The organism is Hyphomicrobium sp. DMF-1, assembly GCF_027886585.1.
GTDB classification, from domain to species: Bacteria; Pseudomonadota; Alphaproteobacteria; order Rhizobiales; family Hyphomicrobiaceae; genus Hyphomicrobium_C; species Hyphomicrobium_C zavarzinii.
Window position 1 is genome coordinate 4,537,314 of record NZ_CP115706.1, and the last position, 17,884, is coordinate 4,555,197.

Here is a 17,884-nt window from a genome sequence, read left to right on the forward strand (position 1 = left end):
GAGTGCGCGCCAAATAGTATGCCGCTTGCATACTGGCATGGTGCGCATCCGGCATGATGTCAGTCCCGTGTGTTGCGTGGAGACCCGCATGCCAGCAGATCCTGGAACGCCCTCCGAGGCCGAGGCGCCGCGCAAGACGGGTCGAACCGCGTGGCGGCTGTTCCGCACGCTGCTGATCGGCGCCATCGTTGCGATCGCGCTTCTCGTCATCTTCCCGCCGCTAGGCCTCATCAAGGATCAACTCGCCAAGAGCATCGGGGATGCGTATGGCCGCAAGGTGACCATCGGGGCCATGCGCATTCACATCCCGCCGAAGCTCGAGCGGCCGAAGCTCGACGTGGAATTCGACCAGGTGGCCGTCTCCAATCCTGAGGGAATGCCGGAGCGCAATCTCTTTCTGGGCGACACCGTGAAGACCACGGTCGATCTGTTGCCGCTGCTCAAGGGCCGCGTGCGGATGGAAAGCCTGCAACTGATCAAGCCGAACATCACGCTCGAGGAAGATGCGAACGGCACCCGCAACTGGGTGTTCGGCACGCCTGCGGCGAGCGTGGCGGCACAACCGGCAACCTCGGCGCCCGTGGCCGCTTTCTCTCCGCCGCCGATCATCACGATCGGGGACGGCGCCCTTAGCTTCCGGAGCGGGAAGACGGGGGCCATTCGCGCGGTGAGCGCCATAAACTCCGTGCAGACACTGGACACCGTCGGAGGCGGCGCGACCTCAAAGGGAACGCTGGTGGCAGGTGGCGAAGCTGTCGCGTTCGACATCGTGCTCGGCGATTTCGATGCCATGGTCGCGGGCGGATCGTCGACCCTAAAGGCGAGCATCGACGGGCGTCCGTTGCGGGCGGCACTCGAAGGTGACGCGCTTTTCTCGGCCGCCGCCGAGTTCAAGGGCGACGTGACCGCATCCACGCCCTCTCTCTTCGATCTCGCGCGCTGGTTCGGCGCGGACACGACCGCGACCGGCGAGCCGCTCAAGACCTCGCTCGAAGGCAAGGTGCTGGCCACCACGCGCGACGTGACGTTCACCGAAACCGACGTGATGATCAACACGACGAGCAGCCGCTTCGACGGCAAGCTCGATCTTGGCGGCGTGCGGCCGAAGCTTTCTGGCACGATTGCGAGCGAGCATGTCGATCTCGGCCGGATCGCGGGCAAGGGAGGACGCGCATCGCTCGCACCTGAAGCGTCACCCGTTACAGAGTTCGAGCCGCAGGTAACCGCGGGCTGGGAGCAGCTTCTCAACGATCTCTCGACGCTGGAGCGCGGCCCGCAAGCGGCCGCGCAGGCCGAAGCTGCGTCCGCCACGGCCTCCTCGGCGCCCGGATGGAGCGAGCAGCCGTTCAATCTCAGGGCACTTCGGGCTTTCGATCTCGACGTGCTCGTCAACGCCGCCGCGATCACCTATGGCGCGCTCGATCTCAAGCAGGGACGCGTCAAAGCCGCGATCACCGACGGGGTGCTGGATGCCCAGCTCGAAGAGCTGGCCGTCGGCGCCGGCAAGGCAACGGGCACACTCAACGTCGACAGCCGCGCCGCGCCGCCCAAGGCCGCAGTGGTGCTCACCATGTCGGATGTCGCGGCGGAGCCCATCATCACCGAATTGACCGGAAAGCCGCTTCTTTCCGGCACATCCAACGTCGAGATCTCGGCGACGGCCGCTGGGCAGAACCAGAGCCAGCTCACCTCCACGCTCGAAGGGAAAGCGCATTTCCGCATGGGACAAGGCGCGCTGCGCGGCTTCGACGTGCGCCGGATGATCTTCGAATGGTGGAAAAGCTGGAAGTTCGACCTCGGCCTCAAGACAGGCTTCGAGCGCCTCGAAGCGCAGTACGACATCAAGAAAGGCATTCTCCGGAGCCAGCCGGGCCTCTCGATGGGCGGCTCTGAGGTGGAGATCAACTCGGCGGGAACTGTCAACGTACCGAGCAAGCGGCTCAACCAGGAAATCCGCGTGAAGGCCATCCCTCCGCCGACGGCGTTCCCGATCCCGGTGCGCATCTCGGGCGATTGGGCGAAACCGTCGATCGGCATCGACTGGGGCGGGCTCTTCTCCGCGGCGCCCGGCCTTGGCGGCCCGCAGGCGCTGGCGGTCGCACCGGAACCGGCACCCGCAAACGTGCAAGCCGCAATCCGCCGTGTTCTTGCTGCAGATCTGCCGGAAGATCGCCTGTCGCCGGAAGCCCGCGCGATGCTGCAATCTCTGCTTCCGGCGGAGAGCGCTCCTTAGGTTTTGCTCCGCACGGCCAGGGTTTGCCTGCTCGCACGGCAGCGGTACAAGCTGTTGGTTTTTAGATTGTTTCCACAAGCGCCCGCCAGAAGGCGCACTGCCGGGGGTTCCGTTGCCAGGGTCCAACTCTTTGGGCATTATCCGGCGAGGGATCCACATGCACTGTGAAACTGCACTGGATACGGGGGACGTCGCGTGAGGATTGCTCGTGGAGTTGCGTTGTGCGTCATTCCCGCACTCGCGGGTGCCGGCTTCGCAGGGTTCGCCCATCTGCCAACTCAGGATCGCGCGTTCGCGGCTGGGCCTTCGCCTCTTCTAGGGCGCGACATCGCAACATACGCGCTGGTGCAAAGCTTCGCGGCGCCGAGCATGGCACCGGCCTTCAATGGCGTGCGCACGGCTCCTCAGCGCGGTTTTACGCCGTGTGTTGGCGACGCCGGTGTGCAAGGCAACGATCTCGTGCAGCTCGCGCGTTGCAGCTTGCTGCCACCGGCTGATGGCTCGACGCCACCCGTCACCGGCGGCGGGACGACCACACCGGGGACTGATACGGGCGCGGGAAGCGGAACGGGGCAGCCTGGCACAGGTCAACCGGGTACCGGTGGGGGCACGGCCACGCCTCCGGCTCAAGCAGGCTTCGCCTACTATCCGCCCGGAGACCTCTTGGAGAAAGACAAAGGCCGCGGACGCGCGGACCGTCGCGTCTATGCGCCCGACATCATCTTCCCGCTGAAACTCGGCCCCGGCCTTTTCCCGCACATGAACTCTCAGATCTGGGGCTATGGCGGCGGCGGCTGGAACGGCAAGGGCGCGGCCGGCGGCAGCGACAGCGATCCGCGCAACTACGACCCGATGAAGCAGCGGGACAACTACTGCGAGGTTCGCGGCTGGGACATGCCTCTTTGCCCCGGCGGCGCAGGCCATCAGGGCCAGGACATCCGTCCGCCGAGCTACAAGGACAACACGTGGGAAGTGGTCGCGGTCGCGGATGGCACGATCGTCAACGTGACCTCCAACACCACCGTGCAGCTCAAGACCAACGACGGCACCGACTACTACTATCTTCACATGCACCCGCGCTCGATCACCGTGAAGACGGGCGCGAAGGTGAAGCAGGGCCAAGTGCTCGGCAAGGTCTCGAAGTACATGGGCGGCAAGCCCGCCACGAGCCTGCATCTGCACTTGAACGTGCGCCAGCGCATCAAGGTCGGCGACAAGACCTTGCAGGTGTACGTCCCCGTATTCACCTCGATGATCGCCGCGTTGCGCCGCGCCAAGGGCCTCGATGCGGGCATCGATGCGGACGGCAATCTGATCGTCGATCCCGTGGTGGAGATCGGCGCGACGGCACCTCCGGCACCGACACCCACGCCGACACCTCAGCCGACGCCTGCTCCGACTCCGACGCCAGCTCCCACGCCCGCGCCGGAGCCTGCGCCAGTGCCCGCACCGGCACCCGAACCCACGCCTCAGCCTGAGCCCACGCCTGCGCCCGAGCCCGCGCCGCAGCCGGAGCCCGCGCCTCAACCCGAGCCGGCTCCCGTGCCGCCTCAACCGGAGCCGACACCGACACCTGCGCCGACACCCGCTCCGCAGCCGGAACCGGCTCCCGCACCGGCGCCAACGCCTCAGCCCGCGCCGCAACCGGAGCCTCAGCCGGCCCCTGCGCCCGCGCCTCAGGAACAAGGGTGGTGGGACTGGATCAAGGGTAAGTGGAACAATTGGTGGGGAAGTTGAGGCACGAGGCCTCTTCACCTCCCCACGTCACGTCAATTTTGTCGAGTTAGGAGCAGCAACGATGCCGAGACATACGCCAGCAATTGCCATGGCGGTGCTCATGGCGCTCACCGTGCCGATGTTCTCGACAGCCGAAGCGCAATTGCCGCCGTCGCAGTACGACCGGCTGCAGCGCTCGCTGGAGGAGAAGTTCGCGCCGAAAACCAAGCCTGCGCCCAAGCCCGGCCAGCCGGGAAGCAGCTCCGGCAAGGACGACTTCATCTACATCGAGCCGGATGAGAAGGCCTCGAAGAAGTCCAACGACCCGAATGCCAAGCGTTCGAGCGTGACGTGGAGCGAGTCCGTCTTTGCGTTCCTTTCCGACAAGCTCGGCACGGAAGCGGCTCCGGCTGCGGAGAACCAGCCGAAAGGCGCCTTCAGCGAAGCCTCCGAGGCCAGCACCTCGCGGCCCAGCCTGTTCCGCACGCTGTTCGGCCGCCGCGGCCGCACGCCCGCGGGCGAACCCGTCGAGGTCGCCGCGCGCAAGGTGCCCGTGGCCAAGCCCAACAGCTACGTCATTCAGCTCGCACCGACCGCGACCGACGCGGACATCGAGGCGCTGCTCAAGAAATACAATCTGCGTATCACCAAGATGATCGCGCCGCTCGGCGTGATCACGGTCGAGGTGGACGGCAAGGCGCCTGCCCCCGTGGGCGCGGCCCCGGGTGCCGCGCCCCAGGATCGCAAGGCGCAGCTCCAGAACATCCTCGAGCCTCCGCTCATCCGCGATCTCAGAAACGAGCGGATCGTCGAGGGCGCCTTCGTCAACTCCACGATGGAAGCCAAGCATCTGCCGAAGGGCGCGGGCGCCACCATCACGGTGGGCGACCAGATCTATAGCTGGCGCTGGAATGCCGGCGACGGCCAGGACGGCAACTGGGGCCTCAAGGCCATCCGTCTGCCGCCGGTGTGGAGCGTGCTCGCGCAGCATCGCAAGGCCAACCCGGATGCGAAGCGCCCGAAGATCGGCATCATCGACGGCGGCTTTGCGACCAATCCGCTGGTGCCGTTCGCTTCGATGGAGAACGTGAAGCCGCTGGTCTACCACACGGCGGGGTGCGGCACGCATCACGGCATGCATGTGGCCGGCATCATCGGCGCGCGGCGCGACGACCAGCCGGGCATCGACGGCATCATTCCCGACGCGCGCATGGATGCGATCGCGGTGGACGACAAGATCGTCGGCGACTCGGGCCACGTGGGCGTGGACGAAGGCTGGCAGGTGCACGCGCTGCTGTTCGACGACGTGCTCGCCAAGACGCTCGACTACGTCTACGCAAACCTAATGCAGCCCGACAATCTTCGGGTGGTGAACATCAGCCTCGGCTACAATTTTGTGGCCAGCAACCTGCTCGGCGACGAAGATCCGGAGGAGGTTCCCGGTCTCGCGCTGCACGTGATGCACCAGGCCAACCTGATCCGCCTGATGGCGAGCCGCGTGAAGGATCATGTGCTGTTCGTCGTCGCGGCGGGCAACGATTCCGACGACCGCGCCGTGCCGATCGACGCCAAGTGGGCCTCGCCGTTCGCGTGGGCGGGAACGCAGGAGTCCGCCACCGGCGACAGTCCGCCCAACATCCTCGTGGTGGAGGCCGTGGACCGTAACGGCGCGCGCGCCGAGTTCTCGAACATCGGCGGTCATCTCGCAGCGCCGGGCGTGGACATCATGAGCACGCTCTCGCCCGACAAGCTGCCGCTCGGCGTTTGCAGCGGCACCTCACAGGCCGCGCCGCACGTCGCCGCGCTGGCCGCCATCCTGTTCGAGCTCGCACCCGACAAGACGCCCGCCGAAATCGCGGAGATCCTGAAGGCGAGCGCAACGCCCGCCAAGCAGGGCGAGACCCACGCTCCCGCCATCGACGCGCTGGAAGCCGCGACGCGGCTCGTTCCCGAGGAGGTGCGCCTGCTCGCCGATCTCGACGGAGACGGCGCGGTGGGTCCGAGCGATCTTGCCGTGTTCTCGCGCCAGCTTGCGACGCTCTCCAGTGCGGCCACTCAGAATGCCGCCTTCACGGAGGACCTCAACGGCGACGGCGTGATCGACGACAACGAATGCTTCTGGCCGCGCATCGACCTCAACGGCAGCGGCTTCGGCGCACTTTCTCCGAAGGATGCGCGCAAGCTCGGCGGCAGCGACCGCACGGATCTCGCTGCCATGGAGTTCCTCTGGTCGGATCCGGCGACGCCGTTTGGAACTGCAGTCGCCAGCGCCGGGCTTTCCACTCCGCCCGAGATCTACGCGGTTGCCGAGGCGTCGCCCGAGCCGATCACGAAATGCCGGCGGCTCGTGAGCACGACCACGGTCGCAAGCAACGCGACTGGCGCCGGCTCGCAGAACGGCGAGCAGGCCACGCCTCTGGTCACGGCCGCGCCGAGCGGGACCCAACCGGCAGCAGCGAGCGATCCAGCGGCCGTGAAGGCCGAAGTAGAGCGCGCGGTAGAGGAATTGCGCAAGACGCATCCCAACCTGCGCGTCACCATCAATCCCGCGACAGGACTGCCGACGACCGTGATGGGGCTCTCGCCGCAGCCGGGCTCGGGTGCGCCGTCGCTCGGGGCCAACGAGGGCGGCCGCGAGCAGACCGAGGAGGAAACGAAGCGGGCGGTGGAAGCCTATTTCGGCACCGGCGGCCTCAGCTCGCTCTATCCCTCGAAGAACAAGAGCGCGAAGCCGGAGTACATCGGACGGCGCAAGGATCCGGATTTTCCGGACCGCTACGTCGCGCAGGTGGAGCAGCGAGTGGACGGTATTCCCGTGTTCGGCTCCACCGCGAAGCTCAACGTCGACCGTTCGCTCGGCGTGACGAAGTTCAGCGGCACGATCTCCAACGTCGCGCTCGAGGACACCAAGCCCAAGATCGCCGAAGGCGAGGCCATCGCCGCCGCGCGGGCCAAGCTCGCGGATGTGCTGCGCAGCGCGCCGGACGCCTCACGGGCCTTCCCGCTGGCGCCGGACCCGAGCAAGGCCGAAATCAAGAAGCCTGATCTCACCGTGTTCGATCCGGCTCTCATCGGCAAAGCGAAGTCGGGGCCGACACGGCTCGCGTGGCTGGTCACCATCGATTCCTTCCGCATCTTCGTGGACGCGAGCACGGGCGAGGCCTTCTACTATTATCGCGATCAGCCTTCGGGGATGCTGCGGCGGGTGTACGATCTGGCCCAGGCCACGACCTTCCCGGGCTCGCTCGGCATCGACGAGGAGACGCGCAAGCGCATCGAGAAGCTCGCGCCGGAAGCGCTGGTCGCGTTCCGCAATGCAGGCATCGTACGCGACTACTTCTTCCTGACGTTCGGCCGTGACGGTTTCGACGACAACGCTGGACAAGGCGGCTCGCCGCTCGAAGCCTACGTCCGCCATGGGCGCACGCAGAATGCCTACTGGTGCACGAGCAAATCCTACGACTGCCCCAAAGCGAACGTCATGGTGTATGGCCCGGGCTATGCGGGCGCGCTCGACATCGTGGCTCACGAGATGACGCATGGCATCATCGCGCATGAGAAGAACCTGCTCTATCTCAACGAGCCGGGCGCGGTGAACGAGTCGCTCGCCGACATCTTCGGCGCGCTGATCGAGTTCGACGCGAGGGGCGACGGCGGCAACTGGCTGATTGGCGAATCCTCTCCCGGCTTCTCGATCACGTCGCCGCTGCGCAGCCTCGCCGATCCCAACCTCAAGGACGCCAACAACAAGTCGATGTTCGACCGCGCGGCGCGCTTCTCGCTCGCCAATCGCGGACAGCCCGACCACTACTCCGACGTGCTGACGCCCGACGATCCCCAGTGCGGATCGACCGCTTATCAGGACAACGGCTGTGTGCACTTCAACAGCGGCATCCTGAACAAGTTCGCTTATCTGATCTCCGAAGGCGGCACGCATCGCGGCGTGACGGTGCAGGGTATCGGGCGTTACAAGCTCGCGCGCATTACCTATCGCGCGATGACGGTAGGCCTCAATCAAAGCTCGACGCTGGCGCACGCGGCGAATGCCTTCGTCGAAGGCTGCTTCGAGCTCGCTGGCGCGGAGCTCGGCGGGCTCATCCCTTCCGATTGCGATCAGGTGGTGGCCTCGCAAAAGGCCGTCGGTCTCGAAGTGCCGTCGAGTTGAGCAGTCCTGACTTTTCGCCGTCCCGTTTTCGGGTCGCGGATAGCCAAACGAAATGTGACGAGGGAACGCGTATGAAACGGGTCCAAATCGACCGCCGGCAGCTTGGAAAGGGCCTTGCAGCCGCAATGGCGCTTCCCCTCGCGGGCGGCATCGGCAGCCTTTCCGCCCGGGCCCAGCGCTATGGCGGCACGTGGTCGTCGCTCGCGGGCCTCTCCGAAGAAGCCCAGCGGCTTGGGCTTTCCGTGCCTCGCATGGGCCTTGCGCCTTCGTCCTCCAGCGAGGACTTTACAGAGATCCAGCCGGCCATCGTGGACTTCATGGACAGCGTCAGCGCGTCGGCTCCCGACGCGCGGGGCGTAACGTCAGCCGACGTGGACAGCCTGCTCGATCGCGCGTCCGAGCTTCTTCGCACGGCGCGCAACGCGGAGCGGATGCCGCGCGACATCCCCGAGGGCCCGCAGGCGCAGGCGATCACTGCGCCCGCCTTCGACAGCATTGCCGAGGACTACCGGCGCCTGTTCGCCACGTGCGAGATCCGCTCCGAGAAGCGCTCGGAGGTGATGTGGTACGTCTCGAAGATCACCGATCCCACGCGGCGCAAGGCCTACGACCAGGTGTTCGAGGAAACCTGCGTGCCGTGGTATTTCGTGGCTATCATCCACGGCATGGAATGCGGCTTCGACATGCAGTCGCATCTCCACAACGGCGACTCGCTCAAGAAGAAAACCGTGCAGGTGCCGAAGGGCCGGCCCGCGCAATGGCTGCCGCCATCAGACTGGGTGTCGAGCGCGGTGGATGCGCTCCGCTACGACAAGCTCGACGAGAAGCCCGACTGGACGCTGGCGCACATGCTCTATCGCTGGGAAGCCTACAACGGCTGGCGCAGCCGCCTGCTCTACAAGATCAACACACCGTATCTGTGGAGCTTCTCGAACCACTACACGAAGGGCAAGTTCGTTGCCGACAACGTGTGGGATTCCAACGCCGTTTCCAAGCAGTGCGGCGCGGCCGTGATGCTGAGGGGACTGGTGGAAGCCGGTCACGTCGCGGCGCCCGCGTAAGGAAGAGTTGCGCGAAATTTCGCGCTGTCATCGTTCAATTATGAGGCGTTGATCGAGATCAAAGCAGCTTGCCGTGCGCGTGCCTCTTCATACAGGCGCGCGAACGGTCGTGCTGCCCACTCTCCCCCTCGGGGCAGCCTTCAGCTTTCCCCACCCCCACATAGTAAGCTGCGTCGCGCTTCGAGCCCCCGGCTTAGTCCGGGGGCTCCTAATTTCGCGAGACGCGACGCTCACTGCATCGCCGCCAGAGCTTCCACGAAGCTGTTGCCGGTCACCCGGATAATGCCCATCCCCGGATAGTCGAGGTCGATCGTCATCCACAAGGCAACCGCGAGGACGGCCCCGTAGACGGAGTCGAGGAGCGAGAAGCGCCGGTTCACGCGCCCGTTGCCGAAGCCGATCAGCGCCACGCCGATTGCCGTCGTGCCCAGCAGGGCTCCCATGATCGGAATGGGCAGGTGACGCCTTGCCATGGCGAGGTGCGTCGCATGCAAATCAATGACCTCGTTGACCGGGGGAAGCACGACGGCCATGAGGGGCGCATTGTCCTGCGTGCCCGTGATGGCCGCTTGCCACATGCGTTGGTGCAGGCCGCCGACCTTGGCGAGCAGCGTCTCGATCTCTTGGCGCCCGGCGCCGCTCAACATAGTGACTCGATCGCCCGTGTACTCCTTCAGCGCGGATTTGAGATCGCCGCGGTATGGATCGGCAAGGGTATCGGCACGCAGATACGCCGTTCCAAGCGCATTGGCTTCGGTGACCATGATGTCCAACCGGTCGATGAAGCGCGAACCGGCTCCCGAGAACGCAAAGCCGATCAAGAACGCGACCAGCGCGCCCGTGGAGTTCCGGACGAGCGCCACTTGGCGGTCCAGGGTTGCATCGGCGGATCGCGACCTGAGGCCCAATCTGAAACCGATTTCATGGGCGGCTATGACACCGGCGACGAGTGCGGCAGCGACGAGCAACTCAGCCATGGCTGCACCTTCCTCCGCAGAGCATCGCACCAGACCTTCGGGCCTGGACGCGAGAAAGGGCGTGTGATCGTCCGACGTCGAATATTAGCCGAAAAGCTTCTCTCTGCGAAGCGGGGCCGGACCGGCAGCAGCCCCCGCCATTCAAACAGAACGGGCGCCCGTGCGTGCGGGCGCCCATATCTTGTCGCGCTCACGGGGCGCGGATCATTTCGTCGTGTATCCGCCGTTGACGAGGATCGTCTGTCCCGTCATCCACCAGCCGTCCGACACGAGGAAGCGAATCCAGGGGACGATGTCCTCGATGTGCGTGAGGCCGGTGGGCGTGAAGGGCGATAGCGCGGCGGCCGTCTTGTGATAGGCCACGGCATCGGCGCCTTCCGCGGGATAGAAGAACGGTGTGTCCATCGGGCCCGGACCGATCGCCGTTACGGATATTCCGCGCGCGCCGAACTCCTTCGACGCCGCACGCGTGAAGTGCTCAACCGGCGCCTTGGTTCCGGCATACGAGGAGTAGAACGGCGTATATGCGCCGAGGAGCGAGGTCACGAGCGTGCAGACTTTGCCGTTGTCGTTGACGTGCTTGCCCGCCTCCTTGAGGAAGAAGAAAGCCGACTTGGCGTTGACCGCGCTCATCTCGTCGTATTCGGCCTCCGTGATGTCCACCATCGGCTTCTTCAGCACCTTGCCGACGGTGTTGATCGCGATATCCGGCCTTCCGACGGCGCTCACGGCATCCGCAAACAATTTCTCGACAGCTCCTGCCGAGGTCAGGTCGGCTTGAAAGGCCACGCATTGTGCGCCCGCCGCCTTGACCGCTGCGACCGTTGCCTCGGCCTCGGCCTTGCTGGAGGGGCTGTTGTAGTGAATGGCGACGGCCTTGGCGCCTTGAGCCGCCAAGTCTTTCGCTATGAGACCGCCCAGGTTTTTCCCACCACCTGCGATGATGGCTGTCTTTCCCTTGATGCTGTGATCGACCATGATCTCCTCGTTCAACTAGCCTTTTCGCCATCGAGCATATCGTCTAGTTTCCATATATAAATATGGCCAATCTGGCATCACATGTCAGAAACGCCGAACAATGGAGACGCTTGCCGGTGGACCGCATCGAGCTGTTTCGCATCTTCGCTCGCGTGGTGGACTGCGCGAGCTTCACCCGGGCCGCGGACACGCTGGGGCTGCCGAGATCCTCGGTCTCCGCGGCAGTGCAAGACCTGGAAACGCGCCTCGGCACGCGACTCCTCAACCGGACGACCCGCAAGGTTGCGCCGACAAATGACGGGCTCGCCTTCTATGAAAGATGCCTGCGGCTGCTGGCGGACGTCGAAGAAGCCGAGACGCTGTTCCGCAAATCGGCCGCACGTCCCTCGGGAAAGCTCAGGATCGATGTGCCGGGCCGCATCGGGCGCCTCACGATCGCGCCGGCTCTGCCCGCCTTTCTCGATCGCTATCCCGACATCACCGTCGAGCTCAGCATGTCGGATCGAACCGTCAACCTCGTCGAGGACAACGTCGACTGCGCCTTACGCGTCGGGCCTCTGCGGGATTCAGGGTTGATCGCGCGGACTGTTGGAGAGCTGCGGCTGATCAACGTCGCCAGCCGTTCCTACATCAAGCGTCACGGCCGGCCGCGATCTCCCGAGACGCTCGATGCGCATTGGGCCGTGGGCTATGCCTCTCCCTCGACGGGGCGCGTCGAGGATTGGGAGTGGGTGGAAGACGGCGAGCTACGCTACCGCTCCGTGCGCGCGCGTGTGACAGTGAACAGCGCCGAGGGCTACATCGCGTGCTGCCTCGCGGGTCTGGGGCTCATCCAGATACCGGCCTACGATGTGAAGACCCATCTCGAGTCGGGTGAGCTCGTGGACGTGATGCGGACACACCCTCCCGCTTCGATGCCAATCACTTTGCTCTATCCGCATCGCCGGCATCTCTCGCACCGGCTTCAGGTCTTCACCGAGTGGCTCGAAACGGTGCTGAGAGCGGACGTGCTGGTCTAGGATGACGCTCGCGCGCGACGGCACGGAAGCGCCTTCAAGCGCCCAGCTTTTCGAGGCGTGCGTTTTTCATCGGTTCGCCGGCCGGGTTGGGGCCATAGATCCCCAACATGCGCGCGTACTTCGGTGCGAAGTATTTTCCGATGCTGCCAGCGGGTACACAGACCATATCACCCTGGCTGGCTTCCACGGTCACGCCGTCGCTTTCGACAAAGAGCTGGCCTTCGAGAACGTAGGCGAACTCGTCGTGCGCGTGCTCGTCCGTCCACGCCTCGCCCGTGAGCTCCCATTCGCTGATGATTGGATCTGTCCAGGTGCCGCGGGGCGGCCCCGTCAACCAACGGGCCTTGGGTTCGCCAACGAGTGGGGCCTTGGGAATTTTTCTGGGTGCCATCTCTTCCTCGCTCGGTAGCGGCTTGCGTGGGTATCTGGGGTGAGCAGGCACTTTCCGCAACCCGGCTTCAACGAAGCCCAGGCCGGACGCGCATCATCCCAGCGTGACACCGCAGGCGGCAGGCCAGCCGAGGCCGGCCGATGTCTCGCCGCGCGGCTTGTATTCGCAGCCGATCCAGCCCTCGTATCCCGAGGCGTCGATCAGGTTGAAGATGCGCGCGTAGTCGAGCTCACGCGTGCCGAGGCCCGGCTCGCCGCGATCGGGCGGGTCGGCACACTGGAAGTGGCGCGCGAGTGGACCGAACTCTGCGAGCGCGCTCTCCACGCCGCCCTCCTGGACGTGGCGGTGGTAGATGTCGAACTGGAGCCCGATGTTTGCTTCGCCCACCTCGGCGATCACGTCGCGAGCGTTTGCGGTGCGCGTCAGGAAATAGTCCGGCATGTCGCGCGTGTTGATCGGCTCGATCAGGATGTCGATGCCGAATGGCGCGGCCCAGTCCGCTGCCATGCGCAGGTTCGCGACGTAAGTCTCACGCGTGGCGCCATGCGTCGCAAGGCCCGCCATCACGTGCAGGCGCGGGCAATCGAGCGCCTCGGCGTAGGTCAGCGCGAGGTCGACGGCGGAGGCGAACTCGTCCTCCCGGCCGGGCAGGGCCGCGAAACCGCGCTCTCCCTTGTCCCAATGGCCGGGCGGCAAATTGAAGAGCACGAGCGAGAGGCCGTTGTCGTCGAGGCGTGCGCGAATGTCACCCGCCGGCACGGCGTAGGGGAACATGAACTCGACCCCCTTGAAGCCAGCCTTCGCGGCCGCCTCGAAACGATCGAGGAAGGGCAGCTCCGTAAAGAGGAAGCTCAGGTTCGCGGCAAAGCGGGGCATGGATGCTCTCGATGGCGGAAGGATCAATCGTGGGAGGGGCGGGACTGGCGCAGCTTCTTCACGTTGCCGCGTTTCACCTTTGTGTCCACGCGGCGCGCCCTGGCGGCACGGCTCGGCTTGGTGGCGACGCGCTTCTTGGGAACATGGAGCGCGCTGCGCACGAGCTCGACGAGGCGGGCGCGCGCATCCTCGCGGTTTCGCTCCTGCGTGCGGTGGCGCTCGGCGCGGATGACGAGCACGCCCTCGTCGGTCATGCGGCGGCCGGCGAGGCGCACCAGCCGGTCGCGCACCGCAATCGGCAGGCTGCCCGAATGGCGCACGTCGAAGCGCAGCTCGACCGCGGTCGAGACCTTGTTGACGTTCTGTCCGCCCGGTCCGGACGCGCGGATGAAACGCTCCTCCAGCTCACGCTCGTCGATCGATATGTCTTGGGTGACTTCCAGCATGGCGCGGGTTTAGCAGAGATTTGGCCGCTGTGCAGCGGGCTCAGCGGCCGCGCTGCCTGTTTCGGCTGGAACTGACGGCGGCGCGCGCGATGAGCAGGGTGCGTCCCATGCCGGATTCCGCATCCCGGCGGGCTTAGGCCGGAGGTTCCCATGATCACGATCTTCACCATATTGGTTCACGGCTTCGTGGCGCTGGTGGTTCTGCCGCTGGCCGTGCTTTCGCTCCTCGGCGGCTCGAAGCCGCCCCAGGGCGGGTTCCTCACCAAGTATTATCTCGCCGAGCCGCGTCTCATGCTGGCGAGCAACGTGTTCCTGCTCGCGGTCGGCGCGACGGCGCTTTCACGCCTGGCCGAGCATTTCGGCTTGGTCGGCACCGAGACCGCGAGCCGGCTCGACGTCTGGATCGGCGTGCCGTTCATGCTGCTTCTCGTGGTGTTTCTCGGCCTCTTCAGCCGGGCCTTTCTGAAAGTGCGCCGCGCCGAAAGGCAGGTCTAGATCGCCGCCTCAAGGCTGCAGGAGGCGTCCCACACAGTCCGCGACGCCGTCCTGCCAGGGCGGCAGACGCAGTCCGAACGCGCGTTCGAACTTCGTGCAATCGAGCTCGGAGTTGAAGGGCCTCGGAGCCTTGGTCGGATAGTCGAGGCTGACGATAGACTCCACCGGCACCTCCGGGCGACCGAGCCGTGTGGCGCAGCCCACCACCTCGCTCGCGAAGCCGTGCCAGGACGTGGCACCCGTCCCCGCCGCGTGGTAGGTGCCCCAGATGGAGGCATCCCTCTCGTGCTGCGTGAGCTGGCGCGCGACCTCCAGGATCGCCAATGCCAGATGCGGCGCGTAAGTGGGATTGCCGTGCTGATCGGCAACGATACGCAACGGGTCCTCGCCGGTCGCGAGCCCGAGAATCTTGGTCACGAAGTTCCGCCCCACAGCCCCGAACACCCAGCCGGTGCGGATGATCACGTGATGCGGATTGGCTTCGGCCACCGCGCGCTCGCCTTCGAGCTTCGAGCGTCCGTAGATCGTGAGGGGGTGCGGCTCGTCGCTCTCGACGTATGGCTCAGGCTTTCCGCCGTCGAACACGTAGTGGGTGGAAAGATGGATGACCGGCACGTTGCGCCGCGCGGCGGCGCGCGCAAGAACCCTAGCGCCCTCCTGATTGAGCGCGAAAGCGGCGTCCGGCTCCGTCTCGGCCTGGTCCACACCCGTGTAAGCTGCCGTGTTGATGACGATGCCGGGCTCAATATCGCCGAATGCGCGCTCGACAGACTTGGGATCGCGCAGATCGAGCGCCGGTCTTCCGGCCGCCAGCGCCTTGACATGCGGCGAGGCCGGCGCTGCCTCGATGAGCGCGCGCGCAACCTGTCCATGCCAACCTGCAATCAACAGCCGCATAAGCTCTCAAAACCCAGCATCCCGGCTCTGTGATGGCAGGGTAGCAAAAAGAACGCGCCACGTCGCTTCGGAACACGTCGCTTCGAGACGTGGCGCGCTTATCGGTGCCGTCCTGAATTTCTCCGCGCTTCCTAAGCGCACACAGCGAGGCGGACCGTGTTTCCGTCTGCGGGCTGCGCAGGCTGCTGGGGCTCGGCCGCTCGCGCGCGCAGGGCCTGTAAAGTCTGAAGCGCCGGGTTTCCGCCCAGGGCGCCGCCCACGATGTCCTGATCCATGCCGTGCTCCAGGCTCTCACGCGCGAGGTCGTGAGCGTATTTGAGGAGAGCCTCGTGCACGGCGCTGTGGAGCGCTTCGGCGAAGGCCGCACGTGCGCGACTGCCCGCCACGAAGCCTTCGGTCGCCTGCAGATCGATGGTGTAGTCCGTTCCAGAGATGCGGGTGACGCCGAGAATGAGATTGCGCACCGCCCTCAGCTCACGCTCGAACTCGAACGCCAGATCCCGTTTCATCGCCATGAAAACTGCGAGCTTGCCCATATGGAAAGTCCCCTTTCGAAGCGTTGTCTCCTGCACTTCGGAGGCTCGATTTATTCGCTTTACAAAAGGTTAATCCGGGTGACGGATTCTTAGTTTTTTCGTTTAAAAACATATGGTTGATAACTGGCCTCCGCTATCCTTCTAAGGAGTGCGGACTACTCGTGACGCAGCGCCTCGATGGGATCGAGGCGGGCGGCGCGGCGGGCCGGGAAATATCCGAAGACGACGCCGACGAGGGCCGCGAAAGCGAAGGCCACCAGCACGATGCCGGTGCTGACGATGAACGGCACGCCGAGCGCCATGGTGGCGAGCAGCGCCAAGGAGAGCCCCAGGATCACGCCGAGAATTCCTCCGAACACCGAAAGCGCGACCGCTTCGATCAGGAACTGCATCAGCACCTGGCTTTCCAGCGCGCCGATGGCGAGGCGAATGCCGATCTCGCGCGTGCGCTCGGTGACCGAGACCAGCATGATGTTCATGATGCCGATGCCGCCAACGAGCAGCGAGACGGCGGCCACCGCGCCGAGCAGCCCCGTCAGCATGGCCGTGGTTCCGGCTGTCGCTTGCAGGATCTGCTTCATGTCGTGGACGGAGAAATCATCCTCGTTGCCGGGCGCGATCTTTCGGCGCTCGCGCAGAAGCCATTCGATGTCGCGCTGGACCTTGGCGGTCTCGCCGCCGTTCTTCGCGGACACGAAGATGCGGCTGATGTTCGTGTTGCCGGCAAGCCTGCGATGCAGGGTGCGGATGGGCATGATCACGACGTCGTCCTGGTCGCTGCCGAAGCTCGATTGCCCCTTGGCCTGCAGCACGCCGATCACCTCGCACGCCACGCTGCCGACGCGCAGGCTGCGCCCGACCGGCGCCTCGCGGCCGAACAGTTTGCTGCGCACCGTCTCGCCGATGATGCAGACGGCGCGTCCGCCCCGCATCTCGCCATCGAGGAAGGTGCGCCCGGCGCTCAGGTCCCAGTCCTGGGTCAAAAAGTAGTCGTTGCTCGTTCCGATCACCGTGGTGCTGCGATTTTCCGTTCCGTAGATGACGGTCGCCGTCTTCTGGGCCAGCGGCGCCACGGCTCGCGCGCCGAGAAGCTGCTGCTTCATGGCCTCGACATCGCGATAGTTGAAGGGCTTGGCTTCGGAGCTGGCGCGGCCGGGGCCGAACTGGCCGGGATTGACCGACAGCAGGTTGGTGCCGAGCTTGGCAAGATCGGCCGTCACCTTGGCGGTGGTGCCGTTGCCGATGGTGACCATGGCGATGACGGCACCAACACCGATGACGATGCCGAGCACGGTGAGGACGGAGCGCAGCGCATTGCGCCGGATGGCCTGGACGGCGAGCTTCAGCGTTTCGAAAAACATGTCACGCCGCCTCCCGGTTGACCGTATCGCTATCGATGCGGCCGTCGACGAAGCGAATGACACGACGCGCGTAGGCGGCGATATCGGCTTCATGCGTGACCATGACAACCGTGATGCCCTGATCGCGGTTGAGGCTCACGATCAGATCCATGATCTCGCGGCTGGTCTTGGTGTCGAGGTTGCCGGTCGGCTCGTCCGCCAGCAGCACGCGCGGGCTGGTGACGATGGCGCGCGCAATGGCGACGCGCTGCTGCTGGCCGCCGGAGAGCTCGGAGGAGCCGTGATCGATGCGCCCGCCAAGGCCCACACGCTCCAGCGCCTTGATCGCCAGCTTGCGGCGCTCGACGGGGCCCAGGCCGCGATAGATCAGCGGCAGCTCCACATTCTCGACGGCCGTGGTGCGCGCGAGCAGATTGAAGCCCTGGAACACGAAGCCCAGGAAATGACGGCGCAGCCGGGTACGCTGGTTGCGCGAGAGCGTGCCCGTATCCACGCCCTGGAACAGATACTGGCCCGTGCTCGGCACATCGAGGCAGCCGATGACGTTCATGGTCGTGGACTTGCCGGAGCCGGAGGGGCCCATGATGGCTACGAACTCTCCCCGCTCGATGACGAGATCGACGCCCGCCAGGGCGTGCACCGTCGCGGCGCCGGTGCCGTAGGTCTTGGTCACGGAGCGGAACTCTATCAGGGGCGTTTTCGGGATTGCCTTTTGCATGGCGTCTTACGGTTG

At 65.5% G+C, this 17,884-nt stretch carries 15 protein-coding genes; 6 read left to right on the forward strand and 9 right to left on the reverse strand.

Annotated features, from left to right (window positions below; genetic code table 11):
- Positions 1 to 88 precede the first annotated feature (88 nt).
- From PE058_RS21035 to PE058_RS21050, 4 genes are all read left to right on the forward strand, one after another.
- The gene (locus tag PE058_RS21035) at positions 89 to 2,233 is read left to right on the forward strand and encodes an AsmA family protein (RefSeq protein WP_271029443.1); all 2,145 of its coding nucleotides are present in this window, start codon (positions 89 to 91) and stop codon (positions 2,231 to 2,233) included.
- A 195-nt stretch (positions 2,234 to 2,428) separates the two neighbouring features.
- Positions 2,429 to 3,970 (forward strand): M23 family metallopeptidase, encoded by a 1,542-nt coding sequence (locus tag PE058_RS21040; RefSeq protein WP_271029444.1) that lies wholly within the window; start codon positions 2,429 to 2,431, stop codon positions 3,968 to 3,970.
- Positions 3,971 to 4,031: 61 nt separating this feature from the next.
- Positions 4,032 to 8,114, forward strand: a complete 4,083-nt coding sequence (locus PE058_RS21045; protein WP_271029445.1) for a M4 family metallopeptidase — start codon at positions 4,032 to 4,034, stop codon at positions 8,112 to 8,114.
- Positions 8,115 to 8,185: 71 nt separating this feature from the next.
- Positions 8,186 to 9,175 (forward strand): hypothetical protein, encoded by a 990-nt coding sequence (locus PE058_RS21050; protein WP_020084751.1) that lies wholly within the window; start codon positions 8,186 to 8,188, stop codon positions 9,173 to 9,175.
- Positions 9,176 to 9,405: 230 nt separating this feature from the next.
- Here PE058_RS21050 and PE058_RS21055 read toward each other — a convergent pair whose 3' ends face one another.
- On the reverse strand, positions 9,406 to 10,152 hold the full coding sequence (locus PE058_RS21055; RefSeq protein ID WP_020084750.1) for a bestrophin-like domain: 747 nt from the start codon (positions 10,150 to 10,152) through the stop codon (positions 9,406 to 9,408).
- A 204-nt stretch (positions 10,153 to 10,356) separates the two neighbouring features.
- Positions 10,357 to 11,130: an SDR family oxidoreductase gene (locus tag PE058_RS21060; RefSeq protein WP_271029446.1), complete on the reverse strand. Its 774-nt coding sequence runs from the start codon at positions 11,128 to 11,130 to the stop codon at positions 10,357 to 10,359.
- Positions 11,131 to 11,246: 116 nt separating this feature from the next.
- Here PE058_RS21060 and PE058_RS21065 point away from each other — a divergent pair, with 116 nt between their 5' ends.
- Positions 11,247 to 12,149, forward strand: a complete 903-nt coding sequence (locus PE058_RS21065) for a LysR family transcriptional regulator (RefSeq protein WP_271029447.1) — start codon at positions 11,247 to 11,249, stop codon at positions 12,147 to 12,149.
- Positions 12,150 to 12,183: 34 nt separating this feature from the next.
- On the opposite strand, the gene PE058_RS21070 is transcribed toward PE058_RS21065, so the two are convergent.
- The 3 genes from PE058_RS21070 to arfB form a co-directional block, all read right to left on the reverse strand.
- Entirely contained in the window at positions 12,184 to 12,540 is a 357-nt protein-coding gene (locus PE058_RS21070) for a cupin domain-containing protein (protein WP_020084747.1), read from the reverse strand.
- Between the two features lie 93 nt (positions 12,541 to 12,633).
- Positions 12,634 to 13,416 (reverse strand): 2-oxo-tetronate isomerase, encoded by a 783-nt coding sequence (otnI, locus tag PE058_RS21075; protein WP_271029448.1) that lies wholly within the window; start codon positions 13,414 to 13,416, stop codon positions 12,634 to 12,636.
- A 23-nt stretch (positions 13,417 to 13,439) separates the two neighbouring features.
- The gene (arfB, locus tag PE058_RS21080; protein ID WP_020084745.1) at positions 13,440 to 13,862 is read right to left on the reverse strand and encodes an alternative ribosome rescue aminoacyl-tRNA hydrolase ArfB; all 423 of its coding nucleotides are present in this window, start codon (positions 13,860 to 13,862) and stop codon (positions 13,440 to 13,442) included.
- A gap of 150 nt (positions 13,863 to 14,012) precedes the next feature.
- Between arfB and PE058_RS21085 the strand changes: the two genes are divergently transcribed.
- Positions 14,013 to 14,357, forward strand: a complete 345-nt coding sequence (locus tag PE058_RS21085; protein WP_271029449.1) for a hypothetical protein — start codon at positions 14,013 to 14,015, stop codon at positions 14,355 to 14,357.
- 9 nt (positions 14,358 to 14,366) lie between these two features.
- On the opposite strand, the gene rfbD is transcribed toward PE058_RS21085, so the two are convergent.
- The 4 genes from rfbD to PE058_RS21105 form a co-directional block, all read right to left on the reverse strand.
- Entirely contained in the window at positions 14,367 to 15,254 is an 888-nt protein-coding gene (rfbD, locus tag PE058_RS21090) for a dTDP-4-dehydrorhamnose reductase (protein ID WP_271029450.1), read from the reverse strand.
- 131 nt (positions 15,255 to 15,385) lie between these two features.
- Complete coding sequence (locus tag PE058_RS21095) at positions 15,386 to 15,790, reverse strand: hypothetical protein (RefSeq protein ID WP_020084742.1); 405 nt, start codon at positions 15,788 to 15,790, stop codon at positions 15,386 to 15,388.
- A 155-nt stretch (positions 15,791 to 15,945) separates the two neighbouring features.
- On the reverse strand, positions 15,946 to 17,151 hold the full coding sequence (locus PE058_RS21100) for an ABC transporter permease (protein WP_271029451.1): 1,206 nt from the start codon (positions 17,149 to 17,151) through the stop codon (positions 15,946 to 15,948).
- A 1-nt stretch (position 17,152) separates the two neighbouring features.
- Complete coding sequence (locus PE058_RS21105) at positions 17,153 to 17,857, reverse strand: ABC transporter ATP-binding protein (protein ID WP_271030637.1); 705 nt, start codon at positions 17,855 to 17,857, stop codon at positions 17,153 to 17,155.
- Positions 17,858 to 17,884 lie beyond the last annotated feature (27 nt).